The 25,258-nt window shown below is 63.4% G+C and carries 23 protein-coding genes; 8 read left to right on the top strand and 15 right to left on the bottom strand.

Features of this window, described 5'->3' with window-relative positions; translation table 11 throughout:
- Positions 1–85: 85 nt before the first annotated feature.
- The gene (gene rplI, locus CWE17_RS03720) at positions 86–544 is read right to left on the bottom strand and encodes a 50S ribosomal protein L9 (RefSeq protein WP_131455019.1); all 459 of its coding nucleotides are present in this window, start codon (positions 542–544) and stop codon (positions 86–88) included.
- 41 nt (positions 545–585) lie between these two features.
- A complete protein-coding gene (locus tag CWE17_RS03715) occupies positions 586–1,518 on the bottom strand; it encodes a fatty acid desaturase (protein ID WP_131455018.1) in 933 nt (310 codons plus the stop codon).
- Positions 1,519–1,645: 127 nt separating this feature from the next.
- Between CWE17_RS03715 and CWE17_RS03710 the strand changes: the two genes are divergently transcribed.
- The gene (locus tag CWE17_RS03710) at positions 1,646–2,320 is read left to right on the top strand and encodes a hypothetical protein (RefSeq protein WP_370318269.1); all 675 of its coding nucleotides are present in this window, start codon (positions 1,646–1,648) and stop codon (positions 2,318–2,320) included.
- On the opposite strand, the gene CWE17_RS03705 is transcribed toward CWE17_RS03710, so the two are convergent.
- The gene (locus CWE17_RS03705; protein WP_370318268.1) at positions 2,308–3,171 is read right to left on the bottom strand and encodes an acyl-CoA desaturase; all 864 of its coding nucleotides are present in this window, start codon (positions 3,169–3,171) and stop codon (positions 2,308–2,310) included. The two genes, CWE17_RS03710 and CWE17_RS03705, sit on opposite strands and share 13 nt — an antisense overlap.
- A gap of 206 nt (positions 3,172–3,377) precedes the next feature.
- Between CWE17_RS03705 and CWE17_RS03700 the strand changes: the two genes are divergently transcribed.
- The 4 genes from CWE17_RS03700 (at position 3,378) to CWE17_RS03685 (ending at position 8,469) form a co-directional block, all read left to right on the top strand.
- The gene (locus CWE17_RS03700) at positions 3,378–4,670 is read left to right on the top strand and encodes an aminotransferase class I/II-fold pyridoxal phosphate-dependent enzyme (protein ID WP_131455217.1); all 1,293 of its coding nucleotides are present in this window, start codon (positions 3,378–3,380) and stop codon (positions 4,668–4,670) included.
- A gap of 23 nt (positions 4,671–4,693) precedes the next feature.
- Positions 4,694–5,083 (top strand): glycine cleavage system protein GcvH, encoded by a 390-nt coding sequence (gene gcvH / locus CWE17_RS03695; RefSeq protein ID WP_131455016.1) that lies wholly within the window; start codon positions 4,694–4,696, stop codon positions 5,081–5,083.
- 92 nt (positions 5,084–5,175) lie between these two features.
- Complete coding sequence (gene gcvP / locus CWE17_RS03690) at positions 5,176–8,130, top strand: aminomethyl-transferring glycine dehydrogenase (RefSeq protein WP_131455015.1); 2,955 nt, start codon at positions 5,176–5,178, stop codon at positions 8,128–8,130.
- Positions 8,131–8,226: 96 nt separating this feature from the next.
- A complete protein-coding gene (locus CWE17_RS03685; RefSeq protein ID WP_131455014.1) occupies positions 8,227–8,469 on the top strand; it encodes a hypothetical protein in 243 nt (80 codons plus the stop codon).
- 42 nt (positions 8,470–8,511) lie between these two features.
- Here the strand turns inward: CWE17_RS03685 and CWE17_RS03680 are convergent, their stop codons facing one another.
- From CWE17_RS03680 to CWE17_RS03665, 4 genes are all read right to left on the bottom strand, one after another.
- On the bottom strand, positions 8,512–8,718 hold the full coding sequence (locus tag CWE17_RS03680; RefSeq protein ID WP_131455013.1) for a hypothetical protein: 207 nt from the start codon (positions 8,716–8,718) through the stop codon (positions 8,512–8,514).
- 251 nt (positions 8,719–8,969) lie between these two features.
- Positions 8,970–9,713: a pirin-like bicupin family protein gene (locus CWE17_RS03675; RefSeq protein WP_131455012.1), complete on the bottom strand. Its 744-nt coding sequence runs from the start codon at positions 9,711–9,713 to the stop codon at positions 8,970–8,972.
- A gap of 8 nt (positions 9,714–9,721) precedes the next feature.
- Entirely contained in the window at positions 9,722–10,249 is a 528-nt protein-coding gene (locus CWE17_RS03670) for an NADPH-dependent FMN reductase (RefSeq protein WP_131455011.1), read from the bottom strand.
- Positions 10,246–10,512, bottom strand: a complete 267-nt coding sequence (locus CWE17_RS03665; protein ID WP_131455010.1) for a CDGSH iron-sulfur domain-containing protein — start codon at positions 10,510–10,512, stop codon at positions 10,246–10,248. The genes CWE17_RS03670 and CWE17_RS03665 overlap by 4 nt, the downstream gene beginning before the upstream one ends.
- Before the next feature lie 93 nt (positions 10,513–10,605).
- On the opposite strand from CWE17_RS03665, the gene CWE17_RS03660 reads away from it, so the two are divergent.
- Complete coding sequence (locus tag CWE17_RS03660) at positions 10,606–10,959, top strand: helix-turn-helix domain-containing protein (RefSeq protein WP_131455009.1); 354 nt, start codon at positions 10,606–10,608, stop codon at positions 10,957–10,959.
- On the opposite strand, the gene CWE17_RS12465 is transcribed toward CWE17_RS03660, so the two are convergent.
- The 3 genes from CWE17_RS12465 to CWE17_RS03645 all read right to left on the bottom strand — a co-directional run bounded on the left by CWE17_RS12465 (position 10,929) and on the right by CWE17_RS03645 (position 15,338).
- Positions 10,929–11,642: a rubrerythrin family protein gene (locus CWE17_RS12465; protein WP_131455008.1), complete on the bottom strand. Its 714-nt coding sequence runs from the start codon at positions 11,640–11,642 to the stop codon at positions 10,929–10,931. The two genes, CWE17_RS03660 and CWE17_RS12465, sit on opposite strands and share 31 nt — an antisense overlap.
- Positions 11,643–11,754: 112 nt before the next feature.
- Positions 11,755–13,596 carry a diflavin flavoprotein gene (locus tag CWE17_RS03650; RefSeq protein ID WP_131455007.1) on the bottom strand — a complete coding sequence of 614 codons (1,842 nt, stop codon included), beginning with the start codon at positions 13,594–13,596 and terminating at the stop codon, positions 11,755–11,757.
- Positions 13,596–15,338, bottom strand: a complete 1,743-nt coding sequence (locus tag CWE17_RS03645; protein ID WP_131455006.1) for a diflavin flavoprotein — start codon at positions 15,336–15,338, stop codon at positions 13,596–13,598. The genes CWE17_RS03650 and CWE17_RS03645 overlap by 1 nt, the downstream gene beginning before the upstream one ends.
- Before the next feature lie 144 nt (positions 15,339–15,482).
- Here CWE17_RS03645 and CWE17_RS03640 point away from each other — a divergent pair, with 144 nt between their 5' ends.
- The gene (locus tag CWE17_RS03640) at positions 15,483–16,796 is read left to right on the top strand and encodes an NRAMP family divalent metal transporter (protein WP_131455005.1); all 1,314 of its coding nucleotides are present in this window, start codon (positions 15,483–15,485) and stop codon (positions 16,794–16,796) included.
- A gap of 77 nt (positions 16,797–16,873) precedes the next feature.
- On the opposite strand, the gene CWE17_RS03635 is transcribed toward CWE17_RS03640, so the two are convergent.
- From CWE17_RS03635 to CWE17_RS03615, 5 genes are all read right to left on the bottom strand, one after another.
- Entirely contained in the window at positions 16,874–17,269 is a 396-nt protein-coding gene (locus CWE17_RS03635; protein WP_131455004.1) for an Hsp20/alpha crystallin family protein, read from the bottom strand.
- A 179-nt stretch (positions 17,270–17,448) separates the two neighbouring features.
- Positions 17,449–17,994 carry an MEKHLA domain-containing protein gene (locus CWE17_RS03630; protein WP_240789231.1) on the bottom strand — a complete coding sequence of 182 codons (546 nt, stop codon included), beginning with the start codon at positions 17,992–17,994 and terminating at the stop codon, positions 17,449–17,451.
- Entirely contained in the window at positions 17,987–18,874 is an 888-nt protein-coding gene (locus CWE17_RS03625; RefSeq protein ID WP_131455003.1) for an SWIM zinc finger family protein, read from the bottom strand. The genes CWE17_RS03630 and CWE17_RS03625 overlap by 8 nt, the downstream gene beginning before the upstream one ends.
- Positions 18,875–18,883: 9 nt before the next feature.
- Positions 18,884–22,072, bottom strand: a complete 3,189-nt coding sequence (locus CWE17_RS03620) for a DEAD/DEAH box helicase (protein ID WP_131455002.1) — start codon at positions 22,070–22,072, stop codon at positions 18,884–18,886.
- A complete protein-coding gene (locus CWE17_RS03615) occupies positions 22,069–22,500 on the bottom strand; it encodes a hypothetical protein (protein WP_131455001.1) in 432 nt (143 codons plus the stop codon). Before CWE17_RS03615 ends, CWE17_RS03620 begins: the two co-directional genes overlap by 4 nt.
- Before the next feature lie 35 nt (positions 22,501–22,535).
- Between CWE17_RS03615 and alaS the strand changes: the two genes are divergently transcribed.
- The gene (alaS, locus tag CWE17_RS03610) at positions 22,536–25,214 is read left to right on the top strand and encodes an alanine--tRNA ligase (RefSeq protein WP_131455000.1); all 2,679 of its coding nucleotides are present in this window, start codon (positions 22,536–22,538) and stop codon (positions 25,212–25,214) included.
- Positions 25,215–25,258 lie beyond the last annotated feature (44 nt).

The raw sequence follows: 25,258 nt of genomic DNA, 5'->3' as shown, positions 1-25,258 counted from the left end.
TGGCTGCAAGCGAAAACCCACTCTGGCGCACCCTTGGGCAGGCGCCAGAGTGGGTTGTGACGGAAGAAACCCGTGGGTTGAGGGATCAGTAGCTGACCACTTCCAGATTAATTTCAGCAGTGACTTCACTGTGCAGCTTGACGCTGACCTTGTAAGAGCCGGTGCGGTGGATGTCGGGCACGGTGATGTCGCGCCGGTCGACTTCCTTCTTGGTGGCTTCCTCGATCACCTCGGCCACATCGCCATTGGTGACGGTGCCGAAGAGAACGTCGTCGTCACCGGTCTGCTTCTTGACGGTGAAGCGGCCAATGGTGTCGAGGGCGGTGCGGAAGGCCAGGGCCTCTTGCTTGAGGGCGGCCTGGCGCTCGGCCTCCTTGGCCCGGCGGTGCTCCACCTGCTTCATCACGGCAGGCGTGACGGGAACGGCTTTGCCGAAGGGGAGCAGGAAGTTGCGGGCGTAGCCCGGAGCCACCTCAACCAGATCACCATCCCGGCCGAGGCTGAGAACGTCCTCATTCAGAACGACTTGTACGCGCTTGGCCATGGGGATGCTTCCTGACGACGACGATGGAGCGATCGAGAATTTTACGATGCGACGGGTAGGCGCACTTTGCTGGCCAGTCCCAGCGCCCGCATCAGACGAATGTGCTCCCAGGTGAGGTCGATCTGACCGGGCTGAAGCCCATGGCGGGCGGAATGGGGGAAAGCGTGATGGTTGTTGTGCCAGCCTTCGCCGAAGGTGAGGGCTGCGACCCACTTGTTGTTGCGGGAGGCATCGCCGCTTTCGTACACCACCTGGCCCCAGCAGTGGGTGGCCGAATTCACCAGCCAGGTGACGTGATAGACGAGCACGAGGCGTAGGGGGATGCCCCAGAGCACGAGTGCCCAGCCGCCTGCGCCAGTGACGGTGCCGATCCAGAAGAGCAGTCCCGCAAGGGGCAACTGCAGCAGCAGGAAATTGTTGTTGAGCCAGCGGTAGTAGGGATCGCTGGCCAGATCGCCGCTCAGGCGCGGGACGGCCTGCATGGCTGGAATGGGTTCGAACATCCAGCCCATGTGGCTCCACCAGAATCCGCGGTGGCTGTTGTGGTGATCTGCATCCGTATCAGAGAACTTGTGGTGATGCCGATGAAGACCCACCCAGTCGATGGGTCCGTGCTGGCAGCTCAGCGCGCCGCAGGTGGCGAAGAAGCGCTCGAGCCAGTGGGGCACCTGGAAGGATCGATGCGAGAGCAGGCGGTGATACCCGATCGTCACCCCCAGGCAGGCGGTGACCCAGTAGAGAACCAGCAGGCTGGTGACGGCCTGCCAGCTCCAGAAGCTCGGCAGCAAGGCGACCACAGCCAGCACATGGATCGCGATCATGAAGCCGATGGTTCCCCAGCGCCGTCCGTGATCCAGGGGCACATAGGTTTCGCCTTGGCGGGGTTGGTGCAGCGCTTGAGCCCGCTCCAGGGCCCTGTGCGAGTCTGTCGGCCTGCTGGGTGGCGATGGTGCTGTGATCACGCTTGAAACCATGGCTCGATCCGGTAACTATCGATAAACTATAGGCGATAAGGATCCGTATCAAGTGGCTGAGCTCAATATCCAGGCTGATTCTGTGACCAAGGGTTACCGGGAGCGCCTCACCGAGGGCCGTTGGGCCATGGCCCATCTCGTGCACGTCTGGCATGAACGCAATGGCTGGTCGCACAAGGTGTTGCCCGCCCTCGCCGAAACCCTGGATCTCGGCCGTGTGCATAACTCCCAGATCTCCAACCTGCGCAACGGCAAGCTCGCGTCTCCCGGTCCTGAGGTGTTCCTCGCCTTAGGGCAGGCCAATGCAGTTCTCCATGCCGGCTTGGAATCAATCCGAGCGCGTCTTGGTGAGGTGCACCCCGAGCTTTTGGAGGTGCTGGCCGCTGGTGCTGAACCCCTTCGCAATGCCCGGGGTGAGGCCCTGGGAGCTGGGGATCTTCTCGAGATCTTCGTGGGCTTGGCGCCGTTGCCGCCCGGGTTTGATTGGCGGATTGAAGCCGATGAGGGGGCGTCGCTCAGTGCGGCATTGGCTGAACACCTTTGTGGCGGCCAGTCCTGGCGGCAGTGCCGCGATCAGGTGATGGCTGCTTATCCAGCCAGTAAGAGTCAGCGGCGGGAGCGTTTCGCTGAAGTGATGGCCGGTCTGCGGGACTACAGCGCCGAGGAGCTCGATGGGGAGCTTCTGGACTTGCATGCCACCCATCAAGCCCTCGGCGGATCGAGTCGCTCTGGAGCCGAGGGATTCCTCGCCGAATTGCGGCAGAAGGCCAAGGGGATGACTGCCGGAACTCAGGGCACGTAACGCGCCTGGCGAATGCGACGGGTCAGCCCCAGGCGCCGCAGCAGCCGGATGTGCTGCCAGGTGATGTCGAACTCAAACCAGCGCAAGCCATGACGTGCGCTTGCAGGGTGAGCGTGATGGTTGTTGTGCCAGCCCTCTCCGAAGGACAGGATCGCCACCCACCAACAGTTGCGTGAAAGGTCGGGGCAGTCGAAATTGCGATAGCCAAAGGCATGGGTGGCCGAGTTCACCAGCCAGGTCACGTGGTAGACGAGCACCAGGCGTAGGGGGATGGCCCAGAGGACCAGGCCCAGGCCGCCACCATGCACTTGCGCTGCGTTGCCGTACCAGTACAGGCCGAGTCCCAGGGGAATCTGGAGTAACAGGAACCAGCGATCCAGCCACACGTAGAAGCGATCGCTCAAGAGGTCGCCTGCGAAGCGCTCCTTGTGCTCAAGGGCGGGGATTTCATGGAGCATCCATTCGCTGTGGCTCCACCAGAGGCCACGACCAGCGTCGTGATGGTCGTTGGGTTGGTCAGAGAACTTGTGGTGGTGGCGGTGCAGAGCGACCCAGTCGATCGGTCCGCTCTGGCAGGCCAGGGTGCCCATCACCATCAGGACCCTCTCGAGCCAGCGGGGAACCTCCAGGCTGCGGTGGGCTACCAGGCGATGGAGTCCAAGGGTGACGCCGAGAACCGTGGCCCAGTAAAGAACCGCTAGGGCTGCCACTCCTTGCCAGCTCCAGAACCGCGGCAGCAGGGCCACGGTGGCCAGAACGTGCATCACGAGCATGAAGCTTGTGGTGCCCCACTTGATGCGTCGTTGCCGGCGAGGCAGGGGCTGACGCGGGGACATGACCGCAGCGCGCATGCGCAGCTCTCGGTCGGTGGCGACAGGGGCCGGTGCAGTTGTAACCAAGGAGTACTCCACGAACCGGTGCGCCTTTGACTTCGGTAAGCCCGGAGCTGGAAGGCGTTCGGCTGGAGAAGAGAATGTAGGAGAGCGCTGCATGATGCAGCGAGCGACACCGTTTCATGGATTCGTCTTTCGCCGCTTCCACTGCCACTTCCACGGCCATGTCCGCGGCCTCTCCCAGTGGAGACCGGGCTGAGGCGCAGGCCAGGGCCGTGGTTCAGGCCGTGCGGGAGCAGCAGTCGGCCTCCGCTGCTGCGCGGACGGCGGGGGTGGCAAGCCGTCTTGAAAAGGTCCTCGCTGCGTTTGCTGCTGAGCGGGTCGGCACCCAGCACTTCGCCTCGCTCACGGGCTACGGCCATGGAGATCAGGGTCGCGAGGTGCTGGATCGAGTCTTCGCCAGGGTGTTGGGGGCAGACAAGGCTGCGGTGCGTCTTCAGTTCGTGAGCGGCACCCATGCCATCGCGGCAGCTCTGTTTGGAGTGCTTCGCCCGGGTGATCGCATGCTGGCCATCACCGGACGGCCCTACGACACCCTTGAAGAGGTGATCGGCTTGCGCGGTGCAGGCCAAGGCTCCCTGGCGGAGTTCGGTGTGCGTTACGACGAGCGGGATCTCAAGGCCGACGGCTCGGTCGACCTCCAGGCACTGGACGAAGCCTTGGAGCAGCCCACGCGCTTGATCTTGATTCAGCGCAGCTGTGGCTACAGCTGGAGACCGTCTCTTTCCATCGCTGAGATCGAAGCGGTTTGCCAGCACATTCACGCCCGTCAGCCCGATTGCATCTGTTTTGTTGACAACTGCTACGGCGAGTTGGTGGAGGAGCGGGAGCCATCCGAGGTCGGCGCGGATCTGATCGCTGGCTCATTGATCAAGAATCTTGGCGGCACCATCGCGCCCACCGGGGGATATGTGGCCGGGCGCGCTGATCTGGTCGAACAGGCCTGCTGTCGGCTCACTGCCCCTGGCATCGGTAGCGAGGGGGGGACCGGTTTTGACTTGCATCGCTTGGTGCTGCAGGGTCTGTTTCTGGCGCCGCAGATGGTGGCCGAGGCCTTGATCGGTGCAGATCTGGTGGCTGGCACCTTTGCAGCATTGGGGTATGCGGTGCAGCCGGCAGCGCAGGCACCCCGTAGCGATCTGATTCAGGCTGTGCAGCTGGGCGATCCCGAAGCGCTCAAGGTCGTGTGCAGGGCCTTTCAGTCCTGTTCGCCGGTCGGTTCCTATCTGGATCCTGTTCCTGCTGCGATGCCTGGTTACGCCAGTGATCTGGTGATGGCCGGTGGCACTTTCATCGATGGCAGCACCAGCGAGTTCTCGGCCGATGCACCCCTGCGCCCTCCTTACAACCTCTATGTGCAGGGCGGCACCCACCGCAGTCACATCGAGCTCGCCCTGATCCGGGCGCTCGCTGCCCTGCAAACGGCAGGACTGGTGGATCTACCCCACACTGGGTGAGGTTTTCGCCTACCACCGGCCCGATGGCCTTCGACTTCCCTCAGCAGTTCCGCTACGCCGACAGTCACGAGTACGCCCACGCCGACGGGGAGCTTGTGCGGGTTGGTCTGAGTGCCTTCGCCGTCGATCAGCTGGGTGACATCGTGTTTGTGGATCTGCCCGATGTGGGCGTGGTGCTCAATCGGGGCAATGGCTTTGGCTCTGTCGAGTCGGTGAAGGCGGTGGAAGACATGTATGCACCAATCAGCGGTGAGGTGGTGCAGCGCAACGAGGCTGTGCTCGCCAGCCCGGAGGAATTGCAGAACGATCCCCACGGAGAGGGATGGCTGCTGGTGATCCGCCCTTCCGATCCCACCCAGCTGGCCGAGCTGATGGATGCCAGCACCTACGCCACCAAGGTCGCGGCCAGCTAACTGCTGAAGGCGTTCCAAGGCATGACCGAGTCCCAGCAGCGGCGACTGCCTGAGGACTTGCCTACAGTCGCAAGCCTGAACGCCTGCGTGCCGTGACCCTCCTGGACCAGCGCAGCGCAGGCCCCGCCTCCGAGCCGGTTCAGACGGAGCTCTCCCCCTTTGTGGAGCGGCATCTGGGGCCGGATCCAGCGCAGCAGCGGGCCATGCTGCAGGCTCTGGGGTACTCCTCCCTCGACGCCTTTGTGCAGGCGGTCGTCCCTTCGGACATCCTCGATGAAACGGCACCGCAGGCAGCGATGCCCGCTGGTGTGGGAGAAGCGGCAGCACTTGCTGAGTTGCGGGAGATCGCCGACGCGAATCAACTGCGGCGTTCGTTGATCGGTCTCGGCTATCACGACACGGTCACCCCAGCGCTGATCCAGCGTCACGTGCTGGAAAATCCCGCCTGGTACACGGCCTATACCCCCTACCAAGCCGAGATCGCCCAGGGTCGATTGGAGGCACTCCTCAATTTCCAGACCCTGATCAGTGAGCTCACAGGTCTGCCGATTGCCAATGCCTCACTGCTCGATGAGGGAACGGCCTGCGCGGAAGCGATGGCCCTCAGCATGGCGGTCTGCAAGCGGTCGGAGGCGCGCCGCTTTCTCGTGGATGCCGCTGTGCTTCCTCAGACCCTGGCCGTGCTGCAAACCCGGGCCCAACCCCTCGGGATCTCGGTGGAGGTGCTGGAGCCGGAAGCCTTCCACTGGGACGCTGAGGTGTTTGGGGTTCTGCTGCAGCTCCCCGGTCGTTGCGGACGGCTTTGGGATCCCTCTGATCTGATCGCTCAGGCCCATGCCCATGGCGTTTTGGTCACGGTCGCGATTGATCCATTGGCCCAGGTGCTTCTTGCGCCGGTCGGTGATCTCGGTGCCGACATCGCCGTCGGTAGCGCTCAGCGTTTTGGGGTGCCGATGGCGGCCGGTGGTCCCCATGCTGCATTCTTCGCCACCCGCGACCTTTACAAACGTCAGGTACCCGGTCGCATCGTGGGGCGATCCGTCGATGTCGACGGCCGGCCGGCCTTGCGTTTAGCGCTGCAGACTCGCGAGCAGCACATCCGCCGTGACAAGGCCACCAGCAATATCTGCACGGCTCAGGTGCTCTTGGCGGTGATGGCTTCCTTCTATGCCATTCATCACGGTCCTGAGGGGCTGGAAGCCCTCGCTCAGCGCCTTGTGCGACTGCGCATGATGCTGGAGCAAGGGCTGCGGGAGCTGGGCTACGAACTGCCGAAGGCCCCCCGTTTCGATGGCCTTGATGTGTTCTCGCCCCAAGCCCCGGCGGTGCATGCGCTCGCGGCAGACCAAGGCTTCAATCTGCGGGTGCTTCCGGATGGGGCAGCACCGGCTCAGGCGACGGGATTTGGCATCAGCCTGGATGAACTCAGCACCGTTGAGGAGCTGGCTGTGTTGCTGGCGCTGCTGGCGAAGGCGGCTGGACAGGAGCCGCTCTTGGCTCTTCCCGATCCAGGGAGCCTGGACGTTCACACCGGCCTGGCGGGGCTGCCCCTGCGATGTGAACCTTGGCTGCGCCAGCCGGTGTTCCATCGGAATCGCAGTGAAACCGAGCTTCTGCGTTACATCCAGCGGCTCGTGAGCCGCGATCTCTCGCTGGTGCACAGCATGATTCCGCTGGGCAGCTGCACGATGAAGCTCAATGCCGCCGCGGAACTCTCTCCCGTGAGCTGGCGAGCCTTCGCCGCCTTGCATCCCTTTGCTCCTAAGGATCAATGCCATGGCCTCCAGCGCCTTGTCGACGATCTTGAGGGTTGGCTGGCGGCGCTCACCGGTTTTGCAGGGGTGTCCCTGCAGCCCAATGCGGGCTCTCAGGGTGAATATGCGGGGTTGCTGGTGATCCGGGCTTGGCACCGCTCACGGGGGGAGCAGCATCGCGATGTCTGTCTGATCCCCACCAGTGCCCATGGCACCAACCCAGCCAGTGCCGTGATGGCTGGCCTGAGGGTTGTGCCTGTGGGCTGCGATGACCAGGGAAACGTGGATGTGGAGGATCTGCGTCTCAAAGCGCAGGAGCACAGCGATTCACTGGCGGCCCTGATGGTCACCTATCCCTCAACCCATGGGGTTTTCGAAACGCGGATCAGGGAGATCTGCGCGCTGGTCCATCAGCACGGCGGCCAGGTGTATCTCGATGGGGCCAACCTCAATGCCCAAGTGGGGCTTTGTCGTCCAGGGGCCTATGGGGCCGATGTCTGCCACCTGAACCTCCATAAGACCTTCTGCATTCCCCATGGCGGTGGTGGGCCAGGGGTCGGGCCGATCGCTGCGGCCTCCCATCTGTTGCCGTTCCTTCCTGGACACCCCCTGGTGCCCTGCGGCGGCGAGCAAGCGATCTCGGCCGTGTCAGCTGCTCCTTGGGGTAGTGCGGGCATCCTGCCGATCAGCTGGATGTATTTGCGGATGATGGGTGCGCAGGGCCTGCGCCAGGCCTCAGCCGTTGCCCTGCTGTCGGCCAACTATCTGGCCCACCGCCTCGCCTCGCATTACCCCGTGCTGTTCCGGGGGGAGCAGGGTCTGGTGGCCCATGAATGCATCCTTGATCTGCGGGATCTCAAGCGATCGGCTGGTCTTGAGGTGGATGACATTGCCAAGCGCTTAATGGATTACGGATTCCATGCACCAACGGTGAGCTGGCCAGTGGCGGGAACGGTGATGGTTGAGCCCACCGAAAGTGAAAGTCTTTCTGAATTGGATCGTTTTTGTGACGCCATGATTGCGATCCGAGCGGAAGCTGATGCGATTGCTTTGGGTCAGAGCGACCCACTGAATAATCCACTGAAACGAGCTCCTCACACCCTCGCTGCGGTGACCGCGGACAGCTGGGATCGCCCCTACAGCCGCACGTTGGCGGCTTATCCGATGCCTGGTCAATGCGAGAACAAGTTTTGGCCCCACGTAGCCCGAATCGACAATGCCTTCGGTGATCGGAATCTGGTTTGCACCTGTCCGACGGTCGAGGAGCTGGCCGATCCCCAGGTGACAGGCTAAATTTTCACCGAAATCGAAAAAGTTTTGTTCGGTTTCTACCGCCGTGTCGGAGCTTTCTCCACACTGGCCGGCAACAGCAAACCTTGTCGGGGGGACATGGCCAGCGAAAATAATTCCAAGACAACGCTCAAGCCACAGGAGCCAGAACTTCCTGCTTGTCTGGAATCTGCCCTGGAGCGAGGTCACACTCTCCGGGTGGAAGGGACCAATGTGGTGAGGGTGCCTTTCGGTGTGCGTCAGGCTCGGCGGGAACGCCCCGTTCGCCCTGAGCACTGGGCGACGTTGGTGCTTCCGTTCCAGCCCCTTGGCTCTCCCACGCCTCCTCCCCAGGCTGCTTGACTCGACAGACCTAGTCAGAGCTGACGAGTCAAGCAGGTCTGATCAAGCAGCTCCGATCAGGCTGCTTTCCTGAGACAAGCGCCAGTCCACCAGTGCCTTCACGTCCTCCAGCGAGCAGGTGGGCGTGCGGAATGGCAGAAGGGTCATCGGACTGCGCTCCGGCCTCACGAGCCAGCTGTGATTGCTTTGCGCCAACAAAAGAAATCCGCGATAACGCACCGCGGGCTGAAGCTCTTGTTCGGGTCCCATCTCTGAGGGAAATCTTGGATTCAGAGCCATTTCAGGCCGCCAGATGTGGCGTGCCAGGCAAATTCCCAAAGTCTTCGGGATCGCATTAAGGCTGAGTTACCAATGGCTGACTTGGTCTCGATCGCCAGTGCCGAAAAGCCTTGTGGTTTAAGTAATTGTCATGGGCGCGACCCGAATTTGTATCCTGCGCGACTGCAGATTTTGCTCGAGCCCCCACATGTGGCGTGACCCCGTCGCCCGGGTGGAGGGGCCTAGTGCAGCAGTTCAAAGAGAAGCGCGTCGCTCTTGGTGATCGCCTTGAGTGCTGCTCCTGGAGGGGTGTCGCCAGGGAAGCCCAGGCCGTCCCCACGCCCTAGAGCATTGGGGGCTGAGGCATGGGCTGCGTCCAGCAACAGTTGTCCGTCGATGATTTGCAGCCAGGCGGAACCGCTGAGCTGCCTTGGCCAGGGAAGCATGGTTCCGGCTTCGATCTGCCCCCGCCAGAGCCGTACAGGGCGGGCGATGGCCATGGCTCCTTCGCTCGCATCGGGGTTCAGCACTGGGCTCCAGCCGTTGCTCGCAGGGATCTGCCGTTGCTCATAGGCCGGTTGTAGGCCTGCACTGGTCGGTTCGATCCAGATTTGTAAGAGCCGACAGGGCGTGTCGCCTTCGTTGATTTCGCTGTGCACGATGCCGGTGCCAGCGCTCATGCGTTGCACTTCACCGGCGCGGATCACGCCGCTGTTGCCCATGGAGTCGCGATGGTTGATCTGGCCTTCGATCATCACGGTGATGATCTCCATGTCGCGATGGGGATGCATCCCGAAGCCCCGTCCGGCGGCGATCAGGTCGTCGTTGATCACCCGCAGGGGGCCGAAGCCCATCCAGTCGGGATGGTGGTGGCCTGCAAAGGAGAAGCTGTGCCAGGAGTCGAGCCAGTCATGGCTGCTGTGGAAGCGTTCTGCGGCTGGGCGGATGACGAAGCCGGGATTGTTGGTGGAAAGAGGTGCGGGCATGGCTCGGCTCAGAGTGCAAGTGGTGTCATTTGCAGAAGACGCTTCAGCAGATCAGTGATGCTCTCGTCCTTGGGGGGGTTGGCGTAGTTGCTGAGCAGCTGGCGGCCCACCACTTGGGCGCCCAGATGGGTGAGTTGAATCCGCAGTGACAGCAGCAGCTCCATGCCACCACCACCGGAGAAGGTGGCGATCGCAATGGGTCGCCCGTTGAAAAGGTCGCGGAAGTCTTCGCCCTGCACCGAGAGCCATGCGATCGCGTTCGTTAGCGAGGGCGGGATCGAGCCGTTGTATTCCGGTGCGCAGATCACCCAGCGTGCTGCGTTCATGAGCTGCTCTTGCAGAGGAGCGACCGCCGCTGGAGTGCCGCAGTCTTGGGCTCTGGGGGTGAAGAGAGGCAGGTCGATCCTGGTGAGATCCAGCACCTCGGCGTTTTGTCCCAAGGCTTTGGCGTGCGTTGCGAACCGATCCGCCAGCTTGAGGTTTTCGCCGTTGCTGGCGGTGATCACCAGTAGGCCTGTGTCGGGAGCGTTGTTCATGCCCAGAACTTCCACCAGGGTGTGCTTTGCGTGTTGCCGATTTGACTGTGACTGCCATCGCAGAACGGCATGGTGCTGCTGCTGCCACAGGAGCAACTGACGATTGTTTTGGCGGTGTCGAGTTTCAGGATGTGCGGAGTCTTGTCAGTGCCTTGATGGCTGCCATCGCAGAAGGCGCCGTTTTGGCTGAGCCCACAGGTGCACAGCGCGTGGGTTCCTGCGTCCAATGCAAGGACGGTTGGCTGGTTGCTCGCTTGAGGCATGGGGGGGGTGCTTTGGCTTCTTGATGGTCAGCTGATGACTTGCCATTGCACAAGGACGCACCGCAAAGTGGTTCGGTGACCTCGAGGTAACCCATGGCTGATGACGGGGGGTTCCGCGCTGGACACGATCACAGCAATTGCAAGGCCGAGTTGGCCTTGAAAGTGATTCAGGGGCGCTGGAAGTTGCTCATCCTTCGTGAATTAGTGGATGGCATCCAGCGCTTTTCTGATTTGCAGCGGGCACTGAATGGTGTGAGTCAGAAAGTGTTGACGGCTCAGCTTCGCGATTTAGAGGCCGATGGTGTGGTGCATCGGACGATCCATCCCGAGGTGCCGCCGCGCGTGGAGTACGCGCTGACGGACCTTGGGAATGAGCTTTTGCCAGTGCTGAATTCCTTGCACGCCTGGGGGGAGCGTCAAGCGGATTTCAATTCCGCCTCCCGGTAGGGCACAAAGCTGGCTTTGCGGGCGCCGCAGATCGGGCAGGTCCAGTCGTCTGGAATCGCTTCAAACGGCGTGCCTGGAGCAATCCCGGAGTCGGGGTCGCCCTGGGCGGGGTCGTAGATCATCGAGCACACCTTGCAGATCCATAGGCCGGCGACCGGCTCATCGGCCTCTCCGGCCTCTCCCTTGCCTTGCAGCGCTTCGAGGGCGACGCCGTAGCGCTCAGCGTGATGCTGCTCGATCGGTGCGAGCAGGCCGAAATTCTTGGCGGCGGTGCGGAAGATGCCGGCGTGTTCCTTGGACTCGTTGATCTGCTCGTTGAATTCCGCCTCGGCGCCGCCATCGCGATCGCTGCGGGCTTGGGCGGCGAACTCGGGGTACATGGTGGTGTACTCGTAGGTTTCACCCTCGATGGCCAGTTCCAGGCAGCGGGCCAGCATCGCCTGTTTGGCGTCTTCACTGAGGCTGGCCGGATCGTTGATCACCAGCTCAGGGTGGAGCAGGCGGAAGTGAGCGAAGGCGTGCTCGGTTTCCTGGGCGGCAGTGTCGCGAAAGAGTTTGGCCAGTTCGGTCTTGCCGAGCTTTTTGGCCACGTCGGCGAAGAAGAGATATTTGCGGTTGGCCATGCTCTCGCCGCCGAAGGCGGCCTCGAGATTGGCGTGGGTGGCGGCGTTGTTCAGATCCATGGATGCGTGGGCGGAGCGCAACTGAGTGCACCCTAACTCATACTCATAACGAGTATGAGTTAGGGCTCGATTGCTGGGTCTGCTGCGAGTGTCGTTCAGTTTTCAGCGTTTCTCAGTAATTGGCGCCACTTCGTCGCTGATGAACGGCCGTCACCCCCTCGCTGTCAAGGATGCCCCCGTGCTTCACCTCCGCATAGATCAGCCAGTGATCGCCACATTCCATCCGTTGCTTCACGTCCCCTTCCAGCCAGGCCAGGGCTTCTGGCAGCAAGGGCTGGTCGCCGGGGCTGCTCTCTAGTTCGAGGCCGGCCAGGCGGTCCGCCCCCGGTTCAAACGGCTGCAGGAACTGCTTCATGGGGCCGCTCTCCCTTCCCTCCGCCAGCACGTTCAAAGCGAAGCGATCTCCCTTGTGCAATAGGGCTTCAACGGCGCGATCCTTGGCCACGGCCACCGTGACTCCCGGAGGCGTGAAGCTGGCCTGGCTAACCCAGCTGGCCACCATCGCTCCGCTCTGGGCGCTGTCGCCGTTCCCTTTGCGGGCGGTCAGCACACAGAGAGAGCCCACCACGCGACCTAGGGCCAGCACCGAGGGATCACTGCGGCTTTCGCTGAGGCCACCGGCGCTGCGCCGTTGCTGTTTGCGGCGCTCCTGCTGGAGCTGGCGGGCAAAGCGGGTGCCTGTTTCCTCCAGGGTGCGCACGGTGGCTGCATCGGGGCTGAATTTGATCCGGATCGGTTCGAACCCGAAACTGAAGCCTCCATCGCGCAGCTTGGTTTCCAGAAGGTCGAGGGCTTCCCCGCTCCAGCCGAAGCTTCCGAAAACGCCGACAGGCTTGCTGCGGTCACCTTCTGCCAGCACGGTGCCGAGGGCGGAGACGATTGGGGTGGGTGCATGGCCCCCCAGGGTGGGGGAGCCGATCAGGATTGCGTCTGCTGCACGGATGGCCGCCACCAATTCATCGGCGGGGGTGAACTCGCAGTTGAGGCTGTTGACGCGCACGCCCGTGCGCCCGACTCCGCGGGCCAAGGCGTCGGCAATCGCTGCGGTGTTGCCATAGGCGCTGGCGAAGAGCAGCAGCACATTCAGGGTTGAGCCCTGCTGGCTTTCCCCCCAGCGGCGGTAGTCGCTGAGCAAACTGCGCCAGCTGGCGTCGATGGCCGGCCCATGGCCTGGGGCGATCGTGCGGATGTCGAGCTGCTCCAGTCGTTCCACGAGGGAGTCCACTTGGGCTGCCATTGGTGCCATCAGGCAGTCATAGAAGTGGCGGCGCTCCTCTTCTGTCTCCGTGCGGCTTGCTTCGGCCCAAGCCTCCGTGCAGATGTGAGCGGCGAAGAATTTGTCGCTCATCAGTAGGCCACTGCTTTCTTCAAAGGCCAGTAGCCCGCCAGGCCAACGGGGGCTAGGGGCGGGCAGCAGCTGCAGTTGATGGCCGTGGCTCAGGGGCAGGCTTGTCTCCTGACGGATCACCTGAATCGGTGGGAGCTCCGGAAGCGGTGGTCGCAGGTCAGGCTCCCCTTGCGGTAGCGGTTTGCGTTGGTTCCAGAGCTCCGTCAGCAACTTGGCTCCAGGGTTGGAGCTGATGAGCTCAAGTCCGCCATAGGTTTCCGCCAAGCTGCGCAGCAGTGCCACTCGGTTGGGGTTCACGTGCCCGACCACCACTTGCAGCGTCTGGGTGTCACTGGGCAGGCTCCTGGCCAGTGCAGGCAAGAACACATCGGCGTAGGCCGCACCTGGAGGATGAACCAGCAGGGCAGGGCGCGCCTGTCCGCTGGCATCGACGCCAGCATCGAACAGGAAGCTGTTCGCGGTGCTGCCCCGTTCCAGGGCGTATTCCAGCTCAAAGCGCAGGCGCTGGGGGCTCAGGCCCCGCAGGCTTTGCAGTCCTTCGGCGATCGGCAGCAGAACAACCCGCCGCTCTCCAGCTCTCTCGCTGTCGGTCATCGCGGTGGCCATCAATAGTGGTTCCCAACTTTGCGGTGGTGCACTGCGGTGCGGGCATCGGCGTCCGCCACGTTGCCCTGTTCCACCACCGCATAAATGATCCAGTGGTCGGGGCCCTCCATGCGCTGCTCCACACGGCAACCCAGATAGGCCAGCGCATCACCAAGCACCGGGCCGCCATCGGCAACGCCCTCGAGCACGTTCACGCCGGCGAAGCGATCGGCACCCGGCGGGAATCGTTTGAGGAAATGGCGGAGTAAGGGCTGGTGATTGCTTTCCCGCAGCACATTGAGCACAAAGCGATCACCCACCTGCATCAGCGCCTCGATCGCCCTGTCACGGGCCACGGCGATCGTGAGGCCCGGCGGCGTGAAGCTGGCTTGACTCACCCAGCTGGCCACCATGGCGCTGCGGCGCAGGCTCTCTCCTTCACCCTGGCTTGCCGTCACCACATAAAGTCCGCCGCTCAGTCGGCCTAGAGCCTTGTCGAGATCTCCATCCAGACTCTTCATGGCCGCGATCGTCTTGTCACGGGTGAGCAGCTGACCGAGGTCGGTGCCGGCTTCTTCGCAGCGCTGATAGTCCTGGCCGGTGGGAAGCGCGCGGATTCGCAAGGGTGCGAAGGCTTCCTTCTGCTCTTGAGCTCGTAGCTGGGATGCCACCGAATCGATCGGGGCATCGTTGCCGCCGAAGGCGTCATAGACGCCAACCCATTGCTTGCTGTGCAGGGCGGCCAGCAGGGTCCCAATGGAGGCCTGCAATTCGCTGTCGGGTTCTGCCGGCCAGGTCGGAACCACCACCGCCTGAGCCTCGCCGATCAAGGCGGAGAGTTCCTGGGCATCCGTCGCCCGCAGATCCACGAGCTGGACCTGCGCTTCCGCCTTGCCGATGCCCCGGGCGATCGCCTGGCTGAGGCGGTCGCAGAAGCCGTATTGGCTGAGATAGCAGACGGCCGCATAGGTCTCTCCCTTGCTGCGCTGCCCGCTCCACTCTCGATAGTCCTCAATCCAGTGATCCAGGTGGTGGCGAAGCAGCGGTCCATGGCCGACGGCGACCGTGTTGATCGCCGGCAGACCATCCATGCGCTTGAGGGCCTGCAGCACACTGCGGGCATTGGGTCCCATCAGGCAGTCGTAATAAAAACGGAAATCCGGTGCGATCGCTCCTGGGTCAACATCGAAGAGCTCTTCGGAGCAGTAGTGCAACCCGAAGGCATCACAGGTGTAGAGGATGCCGGTGCCGTGATCAAAGGAGAAGATCGTGTCCGGCCAGTGCAGGTTGGGGGCGCTGAGGAATTCGAAGCGATGCTCCGTGCCCGTGTCGGGATTGATGCCGAGATCCAGGCAGTCTCCGCTTTTCACTGCCCTGGAGCGGAAGGGTCGGTGCACCTGGTTTTCGAGAAACTGAATGGCCACCTTCGAGGCCACGATCTCGATCTCGGGATTCAGTTCGAGTAGGTCGCCAATGAGCCCTGAATGGTCCGGTTCGGTATGGCTCACGATCAACACATCGATCGCTTTCGGATCGATCTGCTCCCGGAGCAGTGGCAGCCAGGTCTCGCGGAATTTGGCGTGGCTGCTGTCGATCAGGGCGGTGCGTTCCCCGCGCACCAGGAAGGCGTTGTAAGTGGTGCCGTTGCGCAGGCCGAATTCGATATCGAAACGGCTCCGATCCCAGTCGAGGGAACGGATCGTTGTGGTGTCAGCAGCGATCGCCTCACACTGCAGGCTGAGTCGGCCGGTGGCAACTGCCATGACGTCATTGCGCGGCGGTGCCTGACTCTAGAAACACTCTCAGGTGTCCAGCCCTGCCGAGCGCTCAGGCGTTACAGGCTCTCTTGTGACGGGCTGCGGGTGACGGGCTGGGGTCGAGGATGACCCGAAGTGCGACTGGCCGTTATGACCACAAGCGTTGGGCGGGGCTGGAGTGGCCTGCGCCAGAGCCTGGGCCCTGGAATCCTTCTGGCGGGTGCCTGCATCGGCGGCTCCCATCTGATGTCATCCACCACAGCGGGCGCCCGCTTCGGTTTTGCCCTGCTGGGTTTGATCCTTCTCACCAATCTGCTCAAGTACCCCTTCCTGTTGGTGGGCAGTCGTTTCACCGCCGTCACGGGCCAGTCGCTGCTCGAGGGGTTTCAGGCCCGCAGTCGCGCTTATCTGCCGCTTTATCTGATCGTCAGCCTGGTGACGGGGACGCTCACGATTGCTGCGGTCAGCTTCGTGGCGGGGGTCTTGCTCACGAATGTTCCGCTCCTTCAAACGCTCGATCCCTACGGCCTTGCGATCGCTGTGCTCGTCATCAGTGCCCTGCTTCTGCTCGTGGGTCACTATCGGGCGCTCGACCGGATCTCCAAGCTGCTGGTGGCTCTGCTCACCCTGCTCACCGGTGTTGCCGCCCTCAGCCTGTTGCTGCGAGGACCCGTGGCTGATGTGGCGGCCAGCTGGACGCGTTCGGATCCCAGCCCATGGACCCTCGCCAATCTGGGATTCCTCATCCCCCTGATGGGCTGGATGCCAGGGCCCGTGGAGATGTGTGTCTGGCCCTCTCTTTGGATGTTCTCCCGCGCCCGCGATAGCCAGCACACAGCGACCAGGGCCGAGGCGGAATTCGACTTCAACCTTGGCTATGGGGTGACGGTGATCACGGCTGTGTTTTTCGTGATCCTGGGGGCCTACACGATGTATGGCACCGGCGACGGCATGCTCTCGGGCAGTGGTGTCTCCTTTGCCCAAAAGCTGATTCGCCTTTACACCGAGGCGATGGGTGGCTGGGCGGCCTGGGTGATCGTGCCAGCGGCCTTTTCCGCGATGTTCAGCACCACCCTCACCTGTCTGGATGCCTATCCCCGCAGTATTTCGGCGATTCAGGGACTCCTGCAGGGCAAGGATCGGGGTGACGCTGCACCAGGGCCCCAGCGCCGGCGCTTGGCTCTCTGGGTTCTGCTCCATTTCCTCGCTTCTGTTGGGGCCCTGCTGTTGGCCGCCAGTGGAGGTGTCGGTGTGAAGGATTTCGTGTTCGGTGCGATGGCAGGCAGCTTCATCACGGCTCCTTTGTTCGCCTGGATGGCGATGGACACCATGAACAGTTCCCTCGTGCCGGCGGAGCATCGCTATGGCCCCTTGATGCGGGGGCTCTGTTGGATCGGCCTCGCGTTTTTCGTTCTGTTTTCGCTGGTTTTCATTGGCTACGACTTGCTCGGTCTGGGCCGTTAGCGCGACGCAAGAAAAAGGCCCCTGCCGATTCGGCAGGGGCCAGGACTCCGTTCCTCTCCTCAGCAGCTGTCTCCCGGTCAGTCCTCCAGGGCGACGGTCACGGACGTGCGGGTCTGGGCCTTGCCGGCCCGGATCTCAAGCACGCCATCGCGATAGCTGGCGCGCAGCTGCTCGCGGTCGATGCCTTGGGGAAAGCGAAAGCTGCGGCTCCATGTCCCGTAGCGAAACTCGCTCAACAGGGCGGTGTCATCGGCCTTGTCTTCGCCAGGGCACTGGCGCTCAGCGCTCACGCTCACGCTGCGATCGGTGGCCTGCACGTCGATCGTGTTGCGCTCGACACCCGGTAGCTCCACGCGGATGACATAGGCATCAGCGTGGTCGCGGATCTCGGCGGCGGGAACGCGCTCGGCCTGGGCCAGTTGCTGCTCCAGGCGCTCAAAAAGGTCGAAGGGGGATTGGCGAAGGGTGATCATGAAAGGTCCTCCAAAAGGGGGGAGTTCTGGGGTGTTGGTTGTCACCCACAGCGCTAATCTGCGTGGCTCGATTGAGAACAAACAGCCGGAGAACCGCCCTCTTTGGTTCGGTCTGGACGACCTGATTCGGTTGTCACACCTGGAATGTCGCAAGAACCGAACAGGGTTAGTGGCAGCCCTTAGAGCCACCACCAATCTGAGAAGGCAGCGGCTTGCCCACAGGCACGCCCCTCCTCATCCCAGAGCGTCCAGATGCTGGCGTTGTTGATCATGAACCGCCGCCCCTCGCGATCGATGCGAATGCCGCGATAGCCCTGGTAAGCATCCCGACGTTGGGCGGTCTGCAGAGCCTGGGCCCTTTCTCGGCGGGCGTTTGCGGGGGCGGTGAGCCTGGAGGGCATCCCGATCATGGTGGGCCAGGTATGCCGCCAGAGCCTGAGGGCGGCGGCATTGGCATAGGTGAGGCGGGGCCCTTCGTTGGAGTCGAGCGCAGCATCGTCATGGGCCAGTACAGCCATGTCGACGGCAAACAGCTCCTGGCAGGCGAGGCGGCGCGAGCTGCCCGTGCGGTCGCCGGCCAGCAGCGGAGTGCCGAAGGCCCGTTGATGGGAGAGCAACAGGATGTTGACGAGACCGCGTTTCTCCAGGCTCAGCCAAGGAGCCTCCTCAAGGGGCAGGGCTCGCTCTTTGGCACTGTTGTGCTCTTGGGAGGTCTGCTCAGCCACCGGTGGCCATGGCCGCCAGCATCGCTTGCTGGGCCAGGGTTTGACCCTGCTCCCTCAGATGGGCAAGAAACTGCTGTTTGGCATCGGGAAATCGCGGTTCCTCAGCCAGAGGAAGCTCGCCAGCCGCATCGAGGCCGGTGTCGCCCTCCATGGCCGGGGTGATCACCACCAGGTCTCCATCCAGTGCAGCGTCATAGCGCCACCAGAGGGTGGGATCCAGGACGGCTGGATGGGGTGGGGTCAGGGTCGTGGGGGTGTCGCTGGTTGCAGAGGGGGACGCCTCCTCGTCCTGGGCGATGGCCTCGAGGGCTTCACGCCGCTGTTCCGCCAGGTCTTCCAGAAGCTTGGCCCGGGTTCTCCCCCGCAGTTGGAAGAGCACGAAGGGGTCTTCGCTGAAGCGCTCCCCCATCAGGAAGTACACAGCGCTGATGTGCTTGCAGGGGTTGGCCTTGTCAGGGCAGCTGCACTCGCTGCGCACCTCTTGAAGTTTGAAGGGGAACAGACGCCTGCCGCTGGCTGCGAAAGCCCGTTCGATGTCCGATGGCATGATTCCTGCCAGCAACTGGGCTGACCAACGCGCCTTCTGGGTCAGGGCCTCAAGCACGTAGCCCCAGTCTTCGTCGCTAAGCACATCGAGCCAGAGCTTCACTTTGTAAGGGTCTTCACCGGTGCCTTGCACGCGGGCATGCACCCGTCGCCCCTCGAAGCGGATTGAGGTCACATGCCCTTCTCGGGCGTAGGCCCAGGCCCGCTCCAAGCGTTTCTTGAAGCGGTAGGAGTTGATCAGCTCCATCCACTGTTCGACCCACCAGGGCTGCTGCCCCAGGCCTTCATCGCCCAGGGAGGTGTTGATGCCGTTACCGGTGGGGGTGATGGTCATGCGTTGTCCTCAGTTGTCCTCGAGGCTCACCAATTCCTTGAGCTGGCCCATATCAAGGCCACCAAGCCAATCTTCGCCTGAGCCGATGATGTCTTCAGCCAGTCTGGATTTCTCGCGGATCATCCGGTCGATCTTCTCTTCCACTGAGCCGCTGGTGATGAACTTGTGCACCATCACCCGGTTGGTCTGGCCAATCCGGTAAGCACGGTCAGTGGCCTGGTTTTCAACCGCTGGGTTCCACCAGCGGTCGATATGGAAGACATGGCTGGCACGGGTGAGGTTGAGGCCCACACCACCGGCCTTGAGTGACAGCAGGAACAGCTGAGGCCCACGCGGGTCTTCCTGGAAGCGATCGACCATTGCCTGGCGTTCACCCTTGCTGGTGCTGCCGCTCAGGAAGGGCACCTCGCTGCGCCAGCGACGCTGGAGGTAACCCTGCAGCAGGTGACCCCATTCAGCGAATTGGGTGAAGAGCAGGGCACGGTCGCCGGCTTCGATCACCTCCTCGAGGATCTCTTCGAGCCGCTGAAGCTTCACGGAACGTTGCAGGAAATCCTCGCTGGCGCTCTCTTCCTTGAGAGCCAGAGCCGGATGGTTGCAAATTTGCTTCAGCCTGGTGAGCAGGCCCAGCACCTGACCATGGCGCTGGCCGCGGGGGGCACGGGCGATCGCATCGAGGGTGTCCTCCACGGTTTTGGCATAGAGCGACTTCTGCTCCTTGCTGAGCCCCACCCACTCGCTCAGTTCCACCTTCTCCGGTAGGTCGGAGATGATGGCTTTGTCTGTTTTCAGGCGCCTGAGGATGAAGGGCCCCACGCGGGACTTCAGATCCCGAAGCGACGACATGTCGCCGTAGCGCTCAATCGGCATCCGGTAGCGCTGGCGGAAGAAGTCCTCCTCCCCGAGGACCCTGGGATTGAGAAAGTCCATCAGGGCCCAGAGTTCGCTCACTCGGTTCTCCACCGGTGTGCCCGTCAGGGCGATCCGGAAACGGCTACTGCGTCCCGGGCGGGCCAGGTCCCGGGCCGCCTGGCTCTGCTTGGCACTGGGGTTCTTGATCGCCTGTGCTTCATCGATCACCATTCCCTGCCAGTCCATGCTCTCCAGCAGTTCACTGTCCCGCTGCAGCAGGCCATAGCTGGTGAGCACGAGATCCACACCTTTGAGGTCTTTCTTCAGCGCTGCGGGGGTGGACGGGCGTCGAGGGCCGTAGTGCTCCTTGACCTGCAGTTCCGGGGTGAAGGCGGCCGCCTCCCGTTTCCAGTTGGTCAGCACCGAGGTGGGAGCCACCAACAGCACCGGTCGTTTCAGCTCCTGCTCAGCCTTCAGGTGTTGGAGGAAGGCGAGCAACTGGATCGTCTTGCCCAGGCCCATGTCATCGGCCAGACAGGCGCCTTGGTCAAAGCGATGCAGGAAGGCGAGCCAGCCAAGGCCGCGCTCCTGGTAAGGGCGCAGCTGACCGCAGAAGCCCTCGGGAGCGGGCAGCGGGTCGGGGGCCTTCTGCTGGTGGTATTGCTCCAGCACCGCCTGCAGTCGTGGGCCGGCTTCCAGGCGGTGCACAGGCATGCGCATCAGCGTGTCGCCTTCTGTGGCAGTCAGGCGCAGGGCATCGTCGAGGCTGAGATCGGGTTTGGCGGCGAAAAAACGCTCGGCGTTCTTGAGGTCGTTGGGGCGAAGTTCAATCCAGGCCCCCTTGTGATTCACCAGAGGGCTGCGCTTGCCCGCCAGTCGTTCCAGTTCGCGCAGCGTCAGCGTCACACCGCCGATCATCAGTTCCCAACTCCAGTCGAGGTTTTCACCGAGGGTGAAGCCGCGGGAGCGCTCGGGCAGTTCCGCCTGGATTGCCAGGCCAAGACGACTGGCCAGGCCGCCGGACAGGCTGGGGGGCAGGTCGACACCGACGCCGACATCACGAAGCTGGCGGGCGGCGGTGCGCACCAGCACGAAGGCCTCAGCCGGCGTGATTTGCATCGTTTCCGGGGTGGCGCTGTCGAGCCCGCGTTCGATCGGCGTGAACACCGTGAGCGCCCGTCCCATCCCCTCCAGCAGCAGTTCGCCAGGGTGGTCGACAGCGATCTCACCCAACTGCAGCCCCTTGGGACCGGCGGCCCAGGCCACCCCTGCGGGCACCTTCAGGGTGGGATCGGCCTCCGCCTGCAGGGCGAACCGCAGGGTCCAAAGGTCCTCGCCTTCCGCTGGAGTTTCCAGCTCCAGGCAGGCGCGGGCAGCGGCCACATTGCCGGCCACTCCTTCTCGCCAGTGGTGACTGGCGGTCGCCAGGCGTTCTGCTTCCTCATCGCCCAGGGTGATCACGCCGGAGTCAGATCCGAGGGCGTCCTGCCAGGCGGAAAGGAGGGGATCGAGCCCCTCGCTTTGGGGTGTGAAGCCCATCCGCAACTGGGCATCCACAAGGTCTTCCAGGAGGGTCGCCACGCGTAAGCGACCGCTGCGGGGGCGACAGCAGGCCACCGGGTTGGCGGCTCGCATGGCTTCTGGCCTGAGCCGGGTCGTGCGATTGCTGCGCCGGCCGGCCGGCTCCCGCCAGGGCAGGGCGCAGGTGGCCACCAGGGGCAGGCGGGAGGCCAGATCCTCCAAGCGTCTGCGATCGTCCTCACGATTGAGCAGCGGCACCCAGCGGGCCCGATGGGGGTAGCCCTCGCCTTTGCTCTGCTCCACCTGTGGAATCCAGCGTCCACGGGCGATCAGGCTCAGGGCCCAGCGCTGGATGTGGCTCCACCAGCGCAGTTCATCGGCCAGGTCGGGGTGGCGACCCGAGAGGGGGAGGCGTGCAAGCCAGCTGGTGGCTGCACCGGGTTCGATCGCCAGGCCCTGCACTTGCCAGGGCCACCATTCGGTCTGCTTGGGAATCGGCTCACCCGCTTGGAGGGGGAGCCCTGTCCAGCCGTCGTTCTCCTCGCTGTCGTTGCTGTCTGATCGTTTTTTGCGGCGCTTCAGACTGCGGCTCGGCAGCGTGAGGCAGGCGGTCGCGTCGATGATTCCTTCGGGGAGGAGGTCGCGTTCGGTCAGCCAGGCCCGCAGATCATCGGGGCTCAGGGTGAAGGGGTGAAGCGCTGGCGTGAGGCCTGGACCGGCAGGCTCAGCAACACGCCACGTGTCTGCCCACACCAGCAGGGCCGGTCGCCCAGAGCTGGTCGGAGTGCGGATGGCAGGGAGCCAGGTGGCGTGCAGCAGGCTCATGGCCGCGACGCAGACAACATGCGATGGGTGCCGTGGAGCAGGAGTGCGCTGCCGATCAACGGCAACCACGCCAGAAGGAGTTCCTCTCCTAATGATGCCAGGGCGTCCAGACCCCCCATCGGAGAGGGCAGGGCCATCCCGAGGCTGCGCACACCGCAGATCGCGCCAACAAGCCCGGCCTGCAGGTGTGAATCCTCCGGGTCCACCCGTTCGAGATGGAAGGCCAGCAGTCCATAGAAGAGCCCGCAGCCGGTGGCGCGGACGGCCTGTTCCACCCCGAGGGGTAGGCCGATCAACCCGGCACAGAGTCCCGCGAGCAGCGCCCAGCCCATGGAGCGCAGCCGCAGCTGAGCACGGCTGTCCGGGTCCGGTGCCTTGGTGGAGGTGGGTGGGGCGGCCAAGGTGAGTGGCGGCTCAGGGGCGATCATGGCTGCTGGCCCTGCTCCTCAAGCTCGAAACCGCCATGGCTGTTGCACGATCGTCGCGTCCGCAGGAAGCACGTCCCCGCAGCGGTGCGCAGATTCGCGAGGCCTTCCTCAGCTTCTTTGAGCAGCGGGGGCATGCGCGCATGGCGAGTGCCTCCCTGGTGCCAGAGGACCCCACGGTGTTGCTCACGATCGCCGGCATGTTGCCGTTCAAGCCGGTCTTCCTCGGCCAGCAGGAGCGGCCGGCACCCTGTGCGACCAGTTCACAGAAGTGCATTCGCACCAATGACATCGAAAACGTGGGTCGCACGGCGCGGCACCACACCTTCTTCGAGATGCTCGGTAATTTCTCGTTCGGGGACTATTTCAAGCAGCAGGCGATTGAGTGGGCCTGGGAGCTGAGCACCGGGGTGTTCGGATTGGATCCGAAGAATCTCGTGGTGAGTGTGTTCCGTGAGGACGACGAAGCCGAGGTGATCTGGCGTGACGTGGTGGGGGTCAACCCCAAGCGGATCATTCGCATGGATGAGGCCGACAACTTCTGGGCTTCTGGGCCCACCGGCCCCTGTGGCCCCTGTTCGGAGATCTATTTCGACTTCAAGCCCGAACTTGGTGATGAGGGAATCGATCTCGAAGACGACTCCCGGTTCATCGAGTTCTACAACTTGGTGTTCATGCAGTACAACCGCGATGCGGAGGGCACCCTCACCCCGCTCGCCAACCGCAACATCGATACCGGCATGGGCCTCGAGCGGATGGCCCAGATCCTCCAGGGGGTGCCCAACAACTACGAGACCGACCTCATCTATCCGCTGATCGAAACGGCGGCTGCTCTTGCAGGAGTTGATTACAAGGCCCTGGATGACAAGGGCAAGACGAGCCTGAAAGTGATCGGTGACCACAGCCGAGCCGTGACTCAGCTCATCTGCGATGGCGTGACCGCCAGCAACCTTGGCCGCGGCTACATCCTGCGTCGCCTGCTGCGCCGGGTGGTCCGGCATGGACGCCTCCTGGGGATCGACAAGCCTTTCCTGACGGCGATGGGTGAGGCGTCGATTGCTTTGATGCAGGCGGTGCATCCCCAGTTGCTTGACCGCAAGGAGGTGATCCTTGCCGAACTTCAGCGCGAGGAAGCCCGCTTTCTTGAAACCCTCGAGCGCGGCGAAAAGCTGCTGGCGGATGTGCTTGTGGCTAAGCCCAAGCAGATCTCAGGCGAGCAGGCCTTCGAGCTCTACGACACCTATGGCTTTCCACTCGAACTCACCGAGGAGATTGCCGAGGAGCATGGCCTCAGGGTGGATCTTGAGGGGTTCGAGGCGGCGATGGAGGCCCAGCGTCAGCGGGCCAAGGCGGCAGCGGTGAGCATCGATCTCACCCTTCAGGATGCGATCGATCAGGTGGCGGCTGAACTCGATGCCACAAGCTTCCGGGGCTATGAGCTGTTGGAACACAGCAGCAGCGTGCAGGCGCTGGTGGTGAACGGCGAGCCCGCCCAAACCGCTGTGGCCGGTGATGCGGTGCAGGTGGTGCTCGACACCACGCCCTTCTATGGCGAGGGCGGCGGCCAGGTGGGAGACCGTGGCGTACTGGCCGGAGACGGCGCCGACGGCAACGGACTGATCGTGGCGATCGACGCTGTGTCGCGGAACCGCAGTGTGTTCGTGCACAGCGGCCGTGTGGAGCGCGGCAGCCTCAGCGTTGGTGCTGTGGTGCACGGTCAGGTGGATCGCGCCTGTCGGCGTCGTGCCCAGGCCAATCACACGGCCACGCATCTGTTGCAGGCTGCGCTGAAGCAGGTGGTGGATCCCGGAATTGGCCAGGCTGGATCCCTGGTGGATTTCGAGCGCTTGCGTTTCGATTTCCACTGCCCTCGGGCGGTGTCAGGGGCGGAGCTCGAGCAGATCGAGACCTTGATCAATGGCTGGATCAGCGAGGCCCACCGGCTTGAGGTGCAGGAGATGGCGATCGAGAAAGCCAAGGCCGCCGGTGCCGTGGCGATGTTCGGCGAGAAGTACGCCGATGTCGTGCGCGTCGTCGATGTCCCGGGGGTGTCGATGGAGCTCTGCGGAGGGACCCATGTGGCCAATACCGCTGAGATCGGTTTGTTCAAGATCGTGAGTGAGAGCGGTGTGGCGGCTGGAATTCGCCGCATTGAGGCGGTGGCTGGTCCGGCCGTGCTCGCCTATCTCAATGAGCGTGATCAGGTGGTGAAGCAACTGGGCGATCGCTTCAAGGCGCAGCCCGGCGAGATCGTGGAACGGGTGATGGCGCTACAGGAGGAACTCAAGGCCACGGGGAAGGCGCTGTCAGCGGCTCAGGCGGAGTTGGCCGTGGCCAAGTCGGCGGCACTGGCAGGCAAGGCCACGGCCTTGGCTGGCTTCCAGCTGCTGGTGGAACGCTTGGATGGTGTGGACGGTGCCGGCCTGCAGGGGGCGGCCCAGAGCCTGGCCGATCAGCTCGGCGATGGGGCTGCCGTGGTGCTTGGAGGCCTGCCGGATCCAGCTGATCAAGGCAAGGTGATCCTGGTGGCAGCCTTTGGTAAGGGGGTGATTGCCGCCAAGCTCCAGGCTGGCAAGTTCATTGGTGGCATCGCCAAGCTCTGCGGCGGTGGCGGCGGCGGTCGCCCCAACCTGGCCCAGGCTGGAGGCCGCGATGGTGCTGCACTGGATGGAGCGCTGGCCGCGGCCCGGGAGGAGCTGCATGCAGCGTTGTCATGAGTCCATGGCTCAACCCTGTTGGCGCTGTAGAGCTCATTGCTCCC

This window comes from Synechococcus sp. BS56D (genome assembly GCF_004332405.1).
Classification (GTDB): Bacteria; Cyanobacteriota; Cyanobacteriia; order PCC-6307; family Cyanobiaceae; genus Synechococcus_C.
The sequence above is the reverse complement of the archived record's forward strand: the minus strand, read 5'-3'. Positions and strand labels throughout refer to the sequence as shown.

Bases quoted from the DNA above. Each gene is read 5' to 3' on its own strand.
- rplI (WP_131455019.1), bottom strand. From the start codon at position 544: ATGGCCAAGCGCGTACAAGTCGTTCTGAATGAGGACGTTCTCAGCCTC.
- CWE17_RS03715 (WP_131455018.1), bottom strand. From the start codon at position 1,518: ATGGTTTCAAGCGTGATCACAGCACCATCGCCACCCAGCAGGCCGACA.
- CWE17_RS03710 (WP_370318269.1), top strand. From the start codon at position 1,646: ATGGCCCATCTCGTGCACGTCTGGCATGAACGCAATGGCTGGTCGCAC.
- CWE17_RS03705 (WP_370318268.1), bottom strand. From the start codon at position 3,171: ATGCGCGCTGCGGTCATGTCCCCGCGTCAGCCCCTGCCTCGCCGGCAA.
- CWE17_RS03700 (WP_131455217.1), top strand. From the start codon at position 3,378: ATGTCCGCGGCCTCTCCCAGTGGAGACCGGGCTGAGGCGCAGGCCAGG.
- gcvH (WP_131455016.1), top strand. From the start codon at position 4,694: ATGGCCTTCGACTTCCCTCAGCAGTTCCGCTACGCCGACAGTCACGAG.
- CWE17_RS03685 (WP_131455014.1), top strand. From the start codon at position 8,227: ATGGCCAGCGAAAATAATTCCAAGACAACGCTCAAGCCACAGGAGCCA.
- CWE17_RS03680 (WP_131455013.1), bottom strand. From the start codon at position 8,718: ATGGGACCCGAACAAGAGCTTCAGCCCGCGGTGCGTTATCGCGGATTT.
- CWE17_RS03675 (WP_131455012.1), bottom strand. From the start codon at position 9,713: ATGCCCGCACCTCTTTCCACCAACAATCCCGGCTTCGTCATCCGCCCA.
- CWE17_RS03670 (WP_131455011.1), bottom strand. From the start codon at position 10,249: ATGAACAACGCTCCCGACACAGGCCTACTGGTGATCACCGCCAGCAAC.
- CWE17_RS03665 (WP_131455010.1), bottom strand. From the start codon at position 10,512: ATGCCTCAAGCGAGCAACCAGCCAACCGTCCTTGCATTGGACGCAGGA.
- CWE17_RS03660 (WP_131455009.1), top strand. From the start codon at position 10,606: ATGGCTGATGACGGGGGGTTCCGCGCTGGACACGATCACAGCAATTGC.
- CWE17_RS12465 (WP_131455008.1), bottom strand. From the start codon at position 11,642: ATGGATCTGAACAACGCCGCCACCCACGCCAATCTCGAGGCCGCCTTC.
- CWE17_RS03650 (WP_131455007.1), bottom strand. From the start codon at position 13,596: ATGGCCACCGCGATGACCGACAGCGAGAGAGCTGGAGAGCGGCGGGTT.
- CWE17_RS03645 (WP_131455006.1), bottom strand. From the start codon at position 15,338: ATGGCAGTTGCCACCGGCCGACTCAGCCTGCAGTGTGAGGCGATCGCT.
- CWE17_RS03640 (WP_131455005.1), top strand. From the start codon at position 15,483: ATGACCACAAGCGTTGGGCGGGGCTGGAGTGGCCTGCGCCAGAGCCTG.
- CWE17_RS03635 (WP_131455004.1), bottom strand. From the start codon at position 17,269: ATGATCACCCTTCGCCAATCCCCCTTCGACCTTTTTGAGCGCCTGGAG.
- CWE17_RS03625 (WP_131455003.1), bottom strand. From the start codon at position 18,874: ATGACCATCACCCCCACCGGTAACGGCATCAACACCTCCCTGGGCGAT.
- CWE17_RS03620 (WP_131455002.1), bottom strand. From the start codon at position 22,072: ATGAGCCTGCTGCACGCCACCTGGCTCCCTGCCATCCGCACTCCGACC.
- CWE17_RS03615 (WP_131455001.1), bottom strand. From the start codon at position 22,500: ATGATCGCCCCTGAGCCGCCACTCACCTTGGCCGCCCCACCCACCTCC.
- alaS (WP_131455000.1), top strand. From the start codon at position 22,536: ATGGCTGTTGCACGATCGTCGCGTCCGCAGGAAGCACGTCCCCGCAGC.